The 13,599-nt window shown below is 64.5% G+C and carries 13 protein-coding genes; 7 read left to right on the top strand and 6 right to left on the bottom strand.

Translation table 11 applies throughout. The annotated features are described in order from the left end of the window. From AC1DYL_RS13870 to AC1DYL_RS13850, 5 genes are all read right to left on the bottom strand, one after another. Window positions 1-1,512: a phage major capsid protein gene (locus AC1DYL_RS13870; protein ID WP_477173593.1), complete on the bottom strand. Its 1,512-nt coding sequence runs from the start codon at window positions 1,510-1,512 to the stop codon at window positions 1-3. Further along, the gene (locus tag AC1DYL_RS13865; RefSeq protein WP_477173592.1) at window positions 1,410-1,886 is read right to left on the bottom strand and encodes a gene transfer agent family protein; all 477 of its coding nucleotides are present in this window, start codon (window positions 1,884-1,886) and stop codon (window positions 1,410-1,412) included. Before AC1DYL_RS13865 ends, AC1DYL_RS13870 begins: the two co-directional genes overlap by 103 nt. Next, complete coding sequence (locus AC1DYL_RS13860) at window positions 1,886-3,136, bottom strand: phage portal protein (RefSeq protein WP_477173591.1); 1,251 nt, start codon at window positions 3,134-3,136, stop codon at window positions 1,886-1,888. Before AC1DYL_RS13860 ends, AC1DYL_RS13865 begins: the two co-directional genes overlap by 1 nt. A 68-nt stretch (window positions 3,137-3,204) precedes the next feature. After that, a complete protein-coding gene (locus AC1DYL_RS13855; RefSeq protein ID WP_477173590.1) occupies window positions 3,205-3,735 on the bottom strand; it encodes a hypothetical protein in 531 nt (176 codons plus the stop codon). A gap of 66 nt (window positions 3,736-3,801) precedes the next feature. Beyond that, window positions 3,802-5,070: a hypothetical protein gene (locus AC1DYL_RS13850; RefSeq protein WP_477173589.1), complete on the bottom strand. Its 1,269-nt coding sequence runs from the start codon at window positions 5,068-5,070 to the stop codon at window positions 3,802-3,804. A 1,216-nt stretch (window positions 5,071-6,286) separates the two neighbouring features. Between AC1DYL_RS13850 and AC1DYL_RS13845 the strand changes: the two genes are divergently transcribed. The 7 genes from AC1DYL_RS13845 to nagA all read left to right on the top strand — a co-directional run bounded on the left by AC1DYL_RS13845 (window position 6,287) and on the right by nagA (window position 13,322). Next, window positions 6,287-7,582, top strand: coding sequence for an ABC transporter substrate-binding protein (locus AC1DYL_RS13845; protein WP_477173588.1), 1,296 nt, complete (start codon window positions 6,287-6,289; stop codon window positions 7,580-7,582). 244 nt (window positions 7,583-7,826) lie between these two features. Beyond that, entirely contained in the window at window positions 7,827-8,729 is a 903-nt protein-coding gene (locus tag AC1DYL_RS13840) for a carbohydrate ABC transporter permease (protein ID WP_477173587.1), read from the top strand. 8 nt (window positions 8,730-8,737) lie between these two features. Further along, window positions 8,738-9,613, top strand: a complete 876-nt coding sequence (locus AC1DYL_RS13835) for a carbohydrate ABC transporter permease (protein WP_477173586.1) — start codon at window positions 8,738-8,740, stop codon at window positions 9,611-9,613. Continuing rightward, entirely contained in the window at window positions 9,610-10,488 is an 879-nt protein-coding gene (locus AC1DYL_RS13830; RefSeq protein WP_477173585.1) for an ROK family protein, read from the top strand. The genes AC1DYL_RS13835 and AC1DYL_RS13830 overlap by 4 nt, the downstream gene beginning before the upstream one ends. Further along, on the top strand, window positions 10,481-11,227 hold the full coding sequence (locus AC1DYL_RS13825; protein ID WP_477150344.1) for a GntR family transcriptional regulator: 747 nt from the start codon (window positions 10,481-10,483) through the stop codon (window positions 11,225-11,227). Before AC1DYL_RS13830 ends, AC1DYL_RS13825 begins: the two co-directional genes overlap by 8 nt. Window positions 11,228-11,251: 24 nt before the next feature. Then, window positions 11,252-12,046 (top strand): sugar isomerase domain-containing protein, encoded by a 795-nt coding sequence (locus AC1DYL_RS13820; RefSeq protein ID WP_477173584.1) that lies wholly within the window; start codon window positions 11,252-11,254, stop codon window positions 12,044-12,046. Between the two features lie 154 nt (window positions 12,047-12,200). Then, window positions 12,201-13,322, top strand: a complete 1,122-nt coding sequence (gene nagA, locus AC1DYL_RS13815; RefSeq protein ID WP_477173583.1) for an N-acetylglucosamine-6-phosphate deacetylase — start codon at window positions 12,201-12,203, stop codon at window positions 13,320-13,322. On the opposite strand, the gene AC1DYL_RS13810 is transcribed toward nagA, so the two are convergent. Then, window positions 13,319-13,576 (bottom strand): hypothetical protein, encoded by a 258-nt coding sequence (locus AC1DYL_RS13810; RefSeq protein WP_477173582.1) that lies wholly within the window; start codon window positions 13,574-13,576, stop codon window positions 13,319-13,321. The genes nagA and AC1DYL_RS13810 overlap by 4 nt on opposite strands. Window positions 13,577-13,599 lie beyond the last annotated feature (23 nt).

Below are 13,599 nucleotides of genomic sequence, written 5' to 3'. Positions count from 1 at the left end.
TTAGGCCGCGATCGAGAGCTTGGTCAGGGCCTCGCCCATGATCACGCGGCCGCCAACGCGACGGCGAGCGTGAAGCTTGACGATACCGTTGCCGGCGCCAGTGAGGTCGTCGCGGATGATTTCGAAACCGGTCCGGTCTGCGATGGCATAACCGTTTGCGAAATCACCAAAGACGATCGGGGTGGAGCCGGCCGCGATGTTCGGCATGTCGACGGCCTCATAGACCGGGCGGCCCAGGAGCTGCGCCGGCTGACTGCCGACAATGCCGCGCTCCCAGAGGTAGGAGCCGTCGGTGTCCTTGAGCTTGCGCACCGTGGCCATCGTCTGGCGGTTCATCAGCCAGGCGCCGTTGGACGAATAGGCAGTCTTGATCGCGTAAAAGAGGTCGATCAGGTCGTCGGCGGTGACGGCCTCGACTTCGCGCTCGGCGACAGCCGTGGAAGTCAGGACGCCTTCTGCCTGGGTCGTGCCGTTGCCGTTCACGAACCAAGTCGCTTCCTTCTGGCCGAAGCGGCGTGCGACGTGGTTGCTCAGGTAGCCGGTGAGGTCGATCTGCGCGTCCTCAAGCAGGATGCGCGTGACAGGCACGATGATTGCCATCTCGAAAGGCTTGAGGTCGATCTGCTCGAAAGTCGGCTCATCCTCGGTGCGGGCGGCAGTCTCGGCAACCGGCACCGGCTCGACTTCATCGACAAGGCGCGGGAGCTGAAGCAGCGGGCCGGACATGCTGATGGTCTGGGCGAGGCCACGCACCGGCGAGAACTCGGCGACCTTTTCGAGGATCGAGGTCGCAACCTGCTCCGGTGCGAGGATGCCGCCGGTCGAGGGCGAGCCGTAGCCGAGGGATTTCACCTCGCCGGTGTCGCCGGAGCGCACAAAGTCGGCGAAGGCCTTCCGCTCGTTGTCGTTGGCGGCGGCCGGATGGTTGTCGTTGGCCGCGACCAGCGGGCGGTTGGCCTTCGCCTCAACCTTGTCGAGCCGAGCGGTGAGCTTGGCGATGTTGTCGTTGGCGGCCTTCAATTCGAGGGCAGCATTGTCGTCGGTAGTCTCGGGTTCCATCGGGGTTCCTTCATTGATGGCTTTGACAGAGGTGATCCGCGCGCCGGGATGAACCGGACGGCGGCAGAGGGAGATTTCGGTGATGGTGAGCGCGCTGAACTTCCGGCCGCCGGTCGGCAGCGGATCGAAGGCACCGCCCTTGAAGCCAATCGAGAGGCCAGTGACGCGCCTGTTCTGCAAGAGCTGGCGAGCCTCACGGGCCGGGCCGATGCCCTCGACAAAGAGGCGGCCCTTCACTTCGAGGCCGGCGTCGGTCTCGGCGTAGCTTTCCCACACGCCGACAACCTGCGACTGGTCATGTTCCATGACGATGGGCAGCGCGGACGGCAGGGCGAATGCGCCCTTCTCGATCACGTCGCCCACGCTATCGGCAGCGCCGAACGGCCATGCGAGGCCGGTGACGGTGCCGGCGTCGTCAATTGCGACTTCGGCCTTGATCTCGATCCGATCCATCCCGCGGCATCCGCATTGATGGCGGCCGACAGGTCGCCGGTAGCAGCGGCCTCATCGAGGTCGTCAAGCACATCAGCAGCCGGCCCGCTCCAAAGGTCGAGCAGAACATTCATCGCGAGCAGGTGCGCCTCGGCGAGCGGCCGGATCGGCACGTAGGTCTTCACCAGCGTGTCAGCTTCCTGCGGGGGCGCACCGGCGCCGATCAGGGCGAGCCGGATCACGGCGGTGATCTCGGCGAACCACGCGCGGCGGTTCAGCACCATATCATCGACAACGGCGGCGATGCCGCGGCCGGCGAGGCGTTCAAGTTCAGGAATCAGGTGCGGCGTGAGTGCGAAGTCGCGCTCACGGTCGCCGAAAAATGCTTTGTGCATCAGGCGGCTTCTTCCTCGATGTCGGGGGTGTTGTCGTTCTCAGCGGCCGGCGGCGCGCTGGTGGTGGTGTAGGGGTTGCTCAACGTATCGCCACCGGGGAGCGGCGGCAGGTTCAGGCCGGCGCGCACTTCGTTGGCAGTCATCACGCCCATACTGCGATACTGCCCATAGGACGCAGCCCGCTGGGCAAAGCTTACGGTGAGCAGGTCGTCGGTGACGAACTCGAAATAACGCTCGGCGCGTTCCTCAGCGGTGAGCAGGACGCGGGCGTAAGCCCACTCCCAGGCATCGAGCCAAGGGCGCAAGGTGTAGGTGAGGAACTGGTGCCCCATTTCCTCGGTGTTCGACCAGGTGCCGCGCGTGAGGTCGAAAAGCATCGTGGGCGGCACCCGGAAGGCGCGGCCGATTTCTTCGGTCTGGAACCGGCGCATCTGCTCGAACTGCGCGTCTACGCTGTTGAGAGACAGCGGCGTCCACTGCATGCCGTTAGGCAGGATGGCGGGTTTCCCGGCGTTGTCGCTGCCGCCGTGGGTAGCGGTCCACATGGCGAGCACATTCTTGAGTGCGGTGTCGCCGAGCTGCTGATCGGTTGAGAGGAGGCCGCTAGGCCGTGCGCCGTTGGCGAACAGCTTGGCTGCATGCTGCTCCAACGACATGGCGAGGGCGATGGCGTTGCGGGCGCGGGTGATGGGCGCTGTGCCGGCGAAGGCGTCGATGTGCAGCACGTCGCGGTAATGATAGCGGACGTTCCGCTTAGCCTGCCGCACCACGTAGAAGGGCTCGCCGGTGGTCTCATCGAGCTTCGGCGTGACCGTGGTGGGGTCGAGGCGGATGAACTCGATCACCCGGTCATCGACGCGGTTGGCCAGAGCAAAGCCGCCCTTGTCGTTCAGCAGGGCGTCGTGCGTGAGCTGGGTGCGCAGTTCAGCGGCGCTGGTCCAGTCGTTGGCTTCATCGTGCGCAAGGCGAAAGGCAGTGTGCGCCGGGTCGGCGTCCCTGCCCTCTGCGCTGCGCACGAACAGCTTCACCGGGAGCGTGCCTACGGCCTCCGCGATCAGCTCGACAGCTGAAGCCACGGCAGGCACGGTCATAGCGGACTTGGGCGTGACTGATACGTTGGAGAGAGTCGGCACAGCGCCGAACAGGAAGGTCGCCAGCGGGTCGGTGAGGCCTATAGGTTCGGGGTCCGCCTTCGTGACGGTGGGCGCTAAGATGTCGGCGATGCGGTCGAGGAAGGGCATGCGATCCATGTGGTATCCGAATACCACATGGATATACGCCTATCAGAACAAAATGTGAATCCCTGTGCGGTATTATTTTACCGCGCGCCGGATTGCTCCTCTGCGGTGATCCCGAACGCTAGTCCTCGAAACCAAAGTATCTTTTGAGACAGCACCTCAAACTCTCGCTGGTGCTTTCTCAGTCGATCGAGGTCAAAGATGAACTCTGGTCGCAACTCGTTCTTGTGAACCCGGTTACGTGTCAGCGCCGTTGCATCCTGATGGCTCATACCGAGCTGCGCGGTCACAACGCCGCCTTCATGCCTCATGCCAAACACCGAATGAACAATCTGATTCCGTGCCTTGGCGGCCTTTACCAGTAGTTTGTGGACGCTCTTCCAGTCATCTTGGAACTGATCCCGGACAGCGAAGAATGCACAGCCGTCCAGCAAAGATATCTTTGTATCAAAACTTTGTATGTGGTGCCAATTTACAGATATGATCTGAGGGTCGGCCCCCTTCATCATAAAGAAATATAGGTTGTAGGCGGACTGCTCAACCCACTGCCATTTGGCCAGCGTCTTGCCGAGCTGCAGCAGGAATTCGTTCTCGATCTCGATTTCGTCCACTGCGTCCTCCCTAGTTAGCTGGGGTCTGCTCACCATGCGAGCGCCGGCAACCGTTGAACGGCAGTCCTATTTGCCCGAGGGCGTCTTCCGGTTGCGATACCTGATAAAGCGATCGATGAGTTTGCGGTCTCGTATCAGTGTCTTCTCATTGAGGTTTAGGTCGAGAAAGCGAATGAGTTCGTCACGATCTTTGAAGCCAGGTCGGTTAGTGATGTAGAAGAAGAGCAGCTGAGCCGCGAGGGCGTCCGCATGCAAAAGCACTGCGTCCGCCTCGTCATTGTCGGGCGACTTTCCTGCATGAATGGTGGAGTTACGGCGAAGTCGAATGTGTTGTGCGATCTGCCGCGTCTCTGGGGTGTCTTTGAAGAGCTTTGAGACGCGAGAAACAGTAACATCGTATTTCTCCGTCTGGGTAGCAGTTAGATATTCTATGGTGCCCCACAGCCCCACGAGCACGGCATCCGTGTCGTGCTGATCCAGTGCTCGACAATATCGCAGCAAACCATCCCCGATAAATTCCGAGAGGGGATTGCGGGTGGCCAGCCTGCGCCAGTGCAGAATGTTCTGGCGAACCGCCTTGGCATCTTCGGCGAACTTGGCGCTCTTGTGCTTATGCTCCCACCTGGGCTCATACCAAAAGGTTTCGCCTGCGCTGGTTCCATCGGGATTGTGGACTGTGCGGTATGGTCCCAGCCGGAACCTATTGATGGCGTGCGAGATGTGGTGGAACTGAAATAGGTTGAGGCCTCGCCCAGAATTCACCATGAGATTCAAGACGCCGCGCAGTCGGTCCACGGCGTCTATGGCTAACGTGTGAGCATCGAATTGATTGGCCGCCGCAACTTTTACCAAGATGTTAGTCAGACCGGGCACGTCTGATGGGATGTTGTCCCGTTTCAGTGCAGCGGCGAATTTCGACCGCTCGCTGAGGGCTCGTTTCATGAAACGAGACGAGGAACTAGGGTTCCAGAGGATGGTGCATTCACCGTCCTTAACCTCGCGCAGAAGGTCGGGGCCGTCATAGGTAACGTCGCAGAGCACGACGAATGTCTGGGTGTTGTTTTGTTTCAGCGTCTGAAACGCCGAGGTGCATCTGCCGAGGAATTCTGTGGGGTCACTCAGGTCAAGCGTTGCATCACTGAGGGCCTTGTCGATGCACCGCCGCTTAAGTAGCCCAACCTCCGCTGATGCCCGTATCGACGAATAGAGGACGGGCTTCCAGAACTTGTAGTCAGACCCGACGAAACCGCACCGACCGTCAGCGCCAACCGTCCGCATCTTTCGGAATATGCCGAGCAGCAGATTGCTGTCGAACCCTGCCTCCCAGCCGAACATGGGAATACCCTCCACAGGCCAGATGCAGTTGGCCCCCGGACGGCAGGTTGTTGGTTGTCAGCTTGCAGTCAAGTCCCGACCTTCGTTGACGTCGCCTACGGCCCAAACAGGTGATCCAGTTTGGTCCACGATACCCGACGTCTATCTTGCTAACGTATTGATTTTGCTATACCTATAGTTCTGTGGGTAGGGTCCAGGTTCCCCAGCCAGCCTCTCTTTCCTCAAATTGAGTGCCAACGGCCTATGGGTCGTGACGCATCCACACACTCGATGTCATCCCGGCGCAGGCCGGGACCCATCCTGAGGTGGTTCGGCTCGTGGTGGTGGAACCGAGGCATCTCAGGATGGGCCCCGGCCTTCGCCGGGGTGACGCCGTGGATGGGGATGGCTCCAGGCGAGCGAACAGGTCCGATAGCCCTGCGGGCTTCGGAGTTTTCAAAGATCCTTCCCCTTTCGAGGAAGTCGAAGCGGGACCGGCGAGGCGTTTGCCCCGTAGCGGTAGTCCGCAGATGAAWGAGGCTCACGCCTCGCCGGCCGGCCGGGGTTTTGGGCCTATGCCACCAGTGCCGGGGCGCATCCCCTGCCGCATCGCGAGAACGATGGGAAACKCGGTCGGCGGCCGGAGTGCCAGCACCGCCTTCGTTGCTCCCGCCCGGCTCATGCGTGCCAGGCTTCGCCCCTTGGGCCACTCCGCATCGAGCGACCCTCGCGTTGTAGCGGCTTGACCGGCGAACCGGTCCTTGCCGTGATGGTTTCCGCCTGAACTGCAGCGACCCGCAGCCCACCCGGTCTCCACCGCACCAACCACTCGTCATGATCTCGCTTCGGTGCAGCGGATGGGCACAGAATCGCATGGGTGGGGAGTGGGGGGATAGATCGGCGCAAGATTCTCGCAACGCCTTGCCTGGCCTCGTGATTGTGGCTCCGCTCACCACCCATCCTCCCCCGTCAGAGGGGGAGGTGCCGCATCGAGCTCCTCGGCGAGATCGCGCCTCACTTCATGACGCGTGTGCAAATGAGAAAAGAGCGCACCGTTTCCGGACGCGGTGGCGGTAGATCACGGAGTTCGGCACTCTCCCGGGCGGCGCTGATGAACAACGATGCGTAGCGTTCATCGCGGCTATGAGCCCCTCTTGACCAATGTCGTTATAACGTCATAACTCTATGACGTCAGCCGGGCGGAGGCATGCCTGGCGCGTACAGGGAGAATTCGAATATGCAGCTGTTCCAGGCTTTGACGCGTGCCGCGGGCACCGTTGCCATCCTGCTTTCAAGCACCGCCCTGGTTTCGGCCGCGGATGTGTCGTTCCTCACCCACTGGGCGCCGGACACGGTGGCCAAGCTGGAGGCGGCGGCCGCGACCTATACTGAGGCGCACCCCGACACCAAGATCACCGTCCGCGCCGTGCCGTTCGGCGACCTGCTGACGACGCTGCGCACTTCGGGCGGCGGCGCCGGCGGGGCGACGATTGCCGGCATTTATGATGCTTGGCTGCCCGACCTCGCCAAAGACCAACTGGTGGCGGCGGTTCCCGATGCGATTGCGGCGGACACCAAGGCCAACTGGCCGGCGGGGGTGATCGGCGCGGCTTCGATCGGCGGCGTGCTGTATGGCATTCCGAACGAGATCGACGTCTATGCGCTCAACTACAACAAGAAGCTGTTCGCCGAAGCCGGGATCGCCGAGGCGCCCAAGACCTGGGACGAATTCCTCGCGGCGGCCGAGAAGCTGACCGACAAGGCGAAGGGCCAGCAGGGCTTCGGGCTCATCAACTCGTGGGCGGCGGGCGTGCTGCACCCGTTCTCGTCGCTCTTGGTTTCGAATGGCGGGGACCTCGTGGTCGACGGCAAGCCGGTGCTCGACAGCGAGGCGGCCAAGCAGACCTTCGAGCTCTACGAGAAGCTGATCAAATCGGGCTATTCCGACCCGGCGATGGCGACGGCCGACGCCAACACCACGGGGCCGTTCCTCGACAGTTTCGTTTCCGGCAAGACCGGCATGATCATCATGGCGAACTGGTGGGAATCGGCGCTGAAGGCGGGCATGGGCGATGCGTTCGCCGATGTCGCCACGGCGCCGATCCCGGTGGGGCCGTCGGGTGATGTGCCGCGGTCGATCTCGTATTCGTGGATGACGGTGGTGAACGCCAAGGCCTCGGCCGAGGAGCAGGCGGCGGCGTGGGACTTCCTCAACTGGCTCAACGGGCCGGAGTCGGGTCCGAACGGCGCGTCGGCGATGGGCGATATCCTGATGTCGATGGGGATTTTGCCGTCGCGGACTTCGGATGGGGCGGCGTTTGCCGAGAAGCTCGCTGGGGATGCGTTCCTCAAGGGCTATACCGAGACGCTGGCCAACGCCAAGGGGTTCCCGGTGGTGCTGGGCGGGCAGGAATTCTCGGAATCGCTGCAGAAGACGCTGGAGGCGGTGCAGTTCGGGCAGCTGTCGGCGGCTGATGCACAGGCGACGGCGCAGGCTGATGCGACGGAGATTCTCGAGCGTAACGCGAAGTAAGGAGCGGCCCGCTCTATAGCTGGAGCGGGCTGCCCCCCCACCCCTGTCCCCTCCCCCTCGAACAGGGGAAGGGAGACGAAAGAGCCGACGGTGCGGATGCCTGCGCCGAACCAGAAACAACCCACGGTGTCATCCCGGCGCAGGCCGTGATCCAGCCTGAGATTTCACAACCGCAGCGGACGTGGAAAGACCTCAGGATGGGCCCCGGCCTTCGCCGGGGTGACGCCGGTGGATGGGAAGAAGTATGCCCGCGACCAACAACCAGCACCGATCAGCGGTCTTCATGCTCGCGCCCGCGACGGGGCTGCTGGCGGTCTTCATCATCATTCCGATGCTGCTGACGATCTGGCTGAGTTTTCAGGAGTGGTCGACGCAGACGGGGTTCGAGACGGCGACGTTTGTCGGGGTGCAGAACTTCATCGATATCTTCGCCAACAACTCGGTGGGCCGCGACTTCAAGGCGGCGCTGGTGGATACGGCGCTCTACACGGTGGCGTCGGTGGCGATCATCCTGCCGCTGTCGGTGATGCTGGGGCTGCTGGTGCACCAGAAGATCGCGCCGGGCGGGGTGTTTTTGAGGACCGTGCTGTTTTCCACCTACATGGTGCCGATGATCGCGGTGGCGCTGGTGTTCTCGAAACTCTACTCGCCGACCGAGGGGCCGCTGAACCAGATCCTCGGCTGGGTCGGCATTGGGCCGCAGACTTGGCTGAGCGCGCCGCAGACGGCGCTGTTCTCGATCGTGATTTTGAACGTGTGGCAGCAGGTGGGGTATTTCACCGTGCTGGCCGTCGCCGGGCTGACGCAGATCCCGGACTCGCTCTACGAGGCGGCGAAGATCGATGGGGCCAACCCGATCCAGCGGTTCTTTGCGATCACCCTGCCCCTACTCGGCAACACGCTGCTGTTTTCGGCGGTGGTCGCCATCATCAACGCCGTGCAGGTGTTCGAGCCGGTGGCGCTGATCACCCAGGGTGGGCCGGTGAATGCCACGAACGTGCTGACCTATCATATCCGCCGCGTCGGCATCGAGAGGGCGCAGGGCGGGCTCGGCTCGGCCATGGCGGTGACGCTGATGCTGGCGCTGGTGGTGGCGATCGCGCTGCTGTTCGCGTTTGCCCGATCGCGGGAGGCGAAGGCCGCATGAGCGCCGCAATGAGCACCGCAGTTGCCGACCGCCGCGCCCTCGAACGGCCGCGCTACAAGCTGAGACCGGCCAGCGCATTGCTGGTGCTGGTGATCATCGTGGTGGCGGTGATCGCGGCGTTCCCGCTGGCCTGGATGGTGCTCACCAGCCTCAAGACGCCGCAGGAGACGATGCAGGTGCCGCCAGTGTGGCTGCCGGGGGCGCCGAACCTCGATGCCTATGCGCAGGTGGCGGAAGTGGTGAGCCTGGGGCGGTCGTTCTTCAATTCGGCTGTCATCGCGGTGGTGACGACGGTGGCGATCATCGTCACCAGCCTGATGGCCGGGTATGCGTTCGCCAAGTACGAGTTCCGTTACAAGGAATGGCTGTTTGCGCTGCTGATCGCGACGATGTTCCTGCCGCCGATCGTGACGCTGATCCCGCTGTACCGGATCACCGGCTATCTGGGGCTGAATGCGAGCCTTGCCGGGGTGATCGTGCCCAATCTCGCCAATGCGTTCGGGATTTTCCTGATGCGGCAGTTCATCAAGGGCGTGCCGGATGAGCTGATCGAGGCGGCGCGGGTGGATGGGGCGTCGGAATTGCGGGTGCTGTTCCAGATCGTCGCGCCGGCGGTGATGCCGGCGATCGCGGCGCTGGTGCTGTTCGCGTTCGTCTACCACTGGAACAGCTACCTGTGGCCGCTGACGGTGCTGCAGGGGAGCGCAGACCAGTATCCGATCGTCATCTCGCTCTCGCGACTGCTCAGCTACAACCGCGGCGCGATGAATACCGGGCTGGTGATGGCGGGCGCGACGCTGGCCGTGCTGCCGCCGGTGCTGCTGTTCGTGATCCTGCAGCGGTTCTTCGTCGACTCGGTGGTGAGTTCGGGGGTGAAGGGATGAGCACGATCCTCGCCATCGATCTCGGAGGGACGCGGTTCCGCGCCGGGATTGCGGATGTGGCCGATCCGGCGGCAGTGCAGCCGGTGGGTGAATGGGCGGCGCCGCAGACGCTGGCGGCGTTCATGGAGCTGTTGCGGTCGCAACTGGCGGCGCATGGGGCGACGCGGCTGGGGCTGGGGATACCGGGGCTGGCGCAGGGGACGGTGTGCCGGTGGGTGCCGAACCTCGGCTATCTCGATGGGCTGGACCTTGCTGCAGAATTGCCGGAGGTTTCGATCGGGCTCGGGAACGATGCGCAGTTGGCGCTGCTGGCCGAGGCTTCGGCCGGGGCGGCGGTGGGGCTCACGGATGCGATCCTTCTCGCCATCGGCACGGGAATTGGGTCGTCAGTGCTGGCGGGTGGGCGGATCGTTGCCGGCAATGGCGGGGCAGCGCTTTCGTTCGGCTGGGCGGTGGCGGATGTGACCGACCCCGGCGAGGACAAGAATGGCTGGCTGGAGCGGCAGGCTTCGGGGCGGGCGCTGGATGTCGCGGCGCAGTCGATCGGGCTGCCCGATGGGGCGGCGCTGGTGCGGGCCGCGCGGGGGCGCGACGCGGCGGCGATTGCGGCGCTGATGCCGGCGATGACGGCGCTGGGTACAGCGCTGGCCGGGGCGGTGGCGCTGCTGGCGCCGCAGGCGATCATCCTCGCGGGAGGCGTTGCGGCATCGGTGGATGTGCTGAAGCCGCTAATCTTGCCGGCGCTGCGCAGGCAGTTGCCGCCGCATCTCAGAGACATCGATTTGAGACCCGGGCAATTCGGGCCAAAGGCCGGCCTGGTGGGCGCCGCGTTCGCGGGCGCTTACGGGGCGAACTGGAGGAATGGGCATGGTTGAACCGACAGGTCTGATGAAGCCGGACCGGCGGCGGCCGGAGCCCCTGTGGCACCAGGCCGAGATGGCGCTGCGCGAGCTGATCGAGCGGGGCGAATGGACTTCGGGGTCGCAGATCCCCAACGAGGACCGGCTGGGCGAGATGCTGGGCATTTCGCGGATTACGCTCAGGCACGCGCTGCGCAACCTCGAGGAAGCGGGGCTGCTGCGGCGCGAGCATGGGCGCGGCACGTTCGTGCGCTCGGCGACGGTGGTCGCCGGCGTGCGCGGGCTCACCAGCTTCACCGATGAGATGAAGACGCTGGCGCTGGCGGCGGGGACCAAGCTGCTGGAGGCGCACCGGGTGCCGGCCGACGAGGAGATGGCCGATGCGCTGGAGATCGCGCTTGGCGACCCCGTGGTGCAATTGCGGCGGCTACGGCTCGGCAACGGCATGCCTATCGGCATCCAGACCAGCCACCTGCCCGAGGCGCGGGTGCCCGGGCTGTTCGAAGATGCGGCGAATGTACAGTCGCTCTACGGCTGGCTGAAGGAGCACTGCGGCATCATTCCGGTGAAGGCCAAGGAGGTCTATCGGGTCGGCCGGGTGGCCGAGATCGATGCCGAGATGATCCAGCTGGCGGCGGGCACGCCGGCCTTCGAGGTCGAGCGTATCGCCTACGATTCGAGGGGGCCGTTCGAATACGCCCTCTCCACCATGCGCGCGGACCGCTACGAGATCCGCTCCACCCTTTATGTGTAACGCTTTGTTTTGAAAGGCAAACCTATGTCCACCCTGTATATCAGCAAGCTCGTGAAGATCGCCGAGGCGGCGGCCGAAGCGAATGCCGACGCCTTCGACAAGGCCTCGTCCGCGGTTGCGGAAACCCTCGCCAACAAGGGCCTGGTGCACCTGTACGGTTCGGGCCATTCGGTGCTGCCGGTGCAGGAGACCTACCCGCGCTACGGCTCGTATGTCGGCTTCAACCCGCTGACCGACCCGCGCGTCATGTGGCACAACATCCTCGGCGCCGGCGGCGTGCGTGAGCTGCTCTGGCTCGAGCGCACCGAGAAATATGCCGAGAAGTTCCTCGACCATCAGCCGCTGAACGCCGGCGACACCATCGTGATCTTCGGCCATTCGGGGTCGAACGCTTCGGGCATCGACACGGCGCTATACGCCAAGGAGCGCGGGCTGACGGTGATCGCCATCACGGCCAAGTCCAATGCCGGCAAGGCTGCCAGCCACAGCTCGGGCAAGCGCCTGCCGCACGCTGCCGACATCGTCATCGACACGGGCTCGCCGGTGGAAGACGCGATCGTCGACATCAAGGGGTGGACCCGCCCGGTGGCGGGTTCGTCGACCGTGCTGGCGATGATGATGATGCACGAGTTGCTGGCCGAGAGCGCGCAGAAGCTGGCGGATCGCGGCATCGAGCTGCCGGTGTTCGCATCGCCGACCATCCCTGGCGTGACGCTGCACGACACCGACATCATCTACGGCGTTTACCGCGAGCGGATGCTGGAAGCGCAGCAAAAGCACCTGCCGCAGTTCAAGAAGTCCATGGCCCAGGAAGGCTGATTGGACGTCCCGGGCGGTGGCTGACCCTGACGCCCGGGATACCTATTCGTGTGGAGGGGCCGCAACACCGGCGCCTCCCGCCGCCCCCTCCCCCGCCTTCGGCGGTCCCCCTCCCCCGTTCCACGGGGGAGGATCGCCTCGACATCTGGTCCCCATGACCCAAAAACTCACCGCCTATACCGGCGCCCGCATCTTCGATGGCGAGGCATGGCACGATGATGCTGCGCTCGTAGTCGAGGGCGGCGCAGTTCACTCCGTTGGACCTGCACCTGCTGGCGCCACGACGGTGCGGCTCGGTGGGGGTATCCTCACGCCGGGCCTGATCGACCTGCAGGTCAATGGCGGTGGTGGGCATCTGGTCGGGCCGGGGACGACCGCCGGTGATCTGGCGATGGTTTGCGCTACGCATACGGCGTTCGGCGTGACCGGGCTGCTGCCGACGCTGATCACCGATATGGCAGAGGTGACCGACGCGGTGCTGGCGGCGGGGACGGAGGCGGCGCGGCGGAAGGTGCCGGGGTTTCTCGGGCTGCATCTCGAGGGGCCGCATCTCTCGCTGGCGCGTAAGGGTGCGCATGATCCGGCGCTCATCCGGCCGATGGATGAGGCGGACCTGGTGCGGCTGGAACGGGCACGGGCCGCCCTGCCCCATCTGCTGGTGACGGTGGCGGCGGAGACGGTGACGCCGGAGCAGATTGCGCGGCTGGCGCGGGCCGGCATCGTGGTCAGCATTGGACATTCGGATGCGTCGTTCGACGTGGCCTCGGCGGCGATCAAGGCTGGCGCAAGCATGGCGACCCACTTGTTCAATGCGATGAGCCAGATCGGCAACCGCGACCCCGGCGTGGTCGGGGCGGCGCTGCATCACGGCAGCGTGTGGGCTGGGCTGATTGCCGACGGCATCCACGTGAACCCGGCGACGCTGGGGCTGGCGCTGCGGGCGAAGACCGGGCCCGGGCGGATTTTTCTCGTGTCGGATTCCATGTCGCAGGCGGGTACGGACATGGCGAGCTTCGAGCTCAATGGGCGGACGATCTATCGCAAGGACGGCGCGCTGCGGCTTGGCGACGGAACGCTTGCAGGGGCCGACCTGACGCTCGATGCGGCGGTGCGATACGCGCATTTCGAGCTGGGGCTGGAGCTGGGTGAGTGTCTGCGGATGGCGTCGCTGTACCCAGCGCAGGCGATTGGTGCGGAGGGGCTCGGGCGGTTGGTGCCGGGCGCGCCGTTTGTCTGGTTCGGTGACGACCTGAGGGTGCGGACGCTGCCCGCCTAGTCGCGAAAACTGTAGCGCGGGGCGTTTTCGGGCTGGAGCAGGATGGCGCGCAACTCGGTGTCTCCGGCTGTGTAGTCGACCTTGACGGGTGGCGGGCCGGAGAACGCCTGGATGCCGATCCAGCCTGCGACCAGCGCTCCGGCGAGGATGCCAGCGCCGGTGAAGCGGTACTTGCGGGCGCGTTTGGCGATCCGTCCCGGCAGCAGTAGCAGCCAGAGGATGGGGACCAGGAGGAGCAGAAGGAGCAGTTCCATCGGGGGAACCTCGCACTCATTCC

It is taken from the genome of Devosia sp. P1_H9 (assembly GCF_056405135.1).
This window is presented reverse-complemented; position numbering and strand designations above follow the sequence as displayed.

Bases quoted from the DNA above. Each gene is read 5' to 3' on its own strand.
- AC1DYL_RS13820 (WP_477173584.1), top strand. From the start codon at position 11,252: ATGTCCACCCTGTATATCAGCAAGCTCGTGAAGATCGCCGAGGCGGCG.
- AC1DYL_RS13825 (WP_477150344.1), top strand. From the start codon at position 10,481: ATGGTTGAACCGACAGGTCTGATGAAGCCGGACCGGCGGCGGCCGGAG.
- AC1DYL_RS13850 (WP_477173589.1), bottom strand. From the start codon at position 5,070: ATGTTCGGCTGGGAGGCAGGGTTCGACAGCAATCTGCTGCTCGGCATA.
- AC1DYL_RS13860 (WP_477173591.1), bottom strand. From the start codon at position 3,136: ATGGATCGCATGCCCTTCCTCGACCGCATCGCCGACATCTTAGCGCCC.
- AC1DYL_RS13830 (WP_477173585.1), top strand. From the start codon at position 9,610: ATGAGCACGATCCTCGCCATCGATCTCGGAGGGACGCGGTTCCGCGCC.
- nagA (WP_477173583.1), top strand. From the start codon at position 12,201: ATGACCCAAAAACTCACCGCCTATACCGGCGCCCGCATCTTCGATGGC.
- AC1DYL_RS13845 (WP_477173588.1), top strand. From the start codon at position 6,287: ATGCAGCTGTTCCAGGCTTTGACGCGTGCCGCGGGCACCGTTGCCATC.
- AC1DYL_RS13835 (WP_477173586.1), top strand. From the start codon at position 8,738: ATGAGCACCGCAGTTGCCGACCGCCGCGCCCTCGAACGGCCGCGCTAC.
- AC1DYL_RS13810 (WP_477173582.1), bottom strand. From the start codon at position 13,576: ATGGAACTGCTCCTTCTGCTCCTCCTGGTCCCCATCCTCTGGCTGCTA.
- AC1DYL_RS13865 (WP_477173592.1), bottom strand. From the start codon at position 1,886: ATGCACAAAGCATTTTTCGGCGACCGTGAGCGCGACTTCGCACTCACG.
- AC1DYL_RS13870 (WP_477173593.1), bottom strand. From the start codon at position 1,512: ATGGATCGGATCGAGATCAAGGCCGAAGTCGCAATTGACGACGCCGGC.
- AC1DYL_RS13840 (WP_477173587.1), top strand. From the start codon at position 7,827: ATGCCCGCGACCAACAACCAGCACCGATCAGCGGTCTTCATGCTCGCG.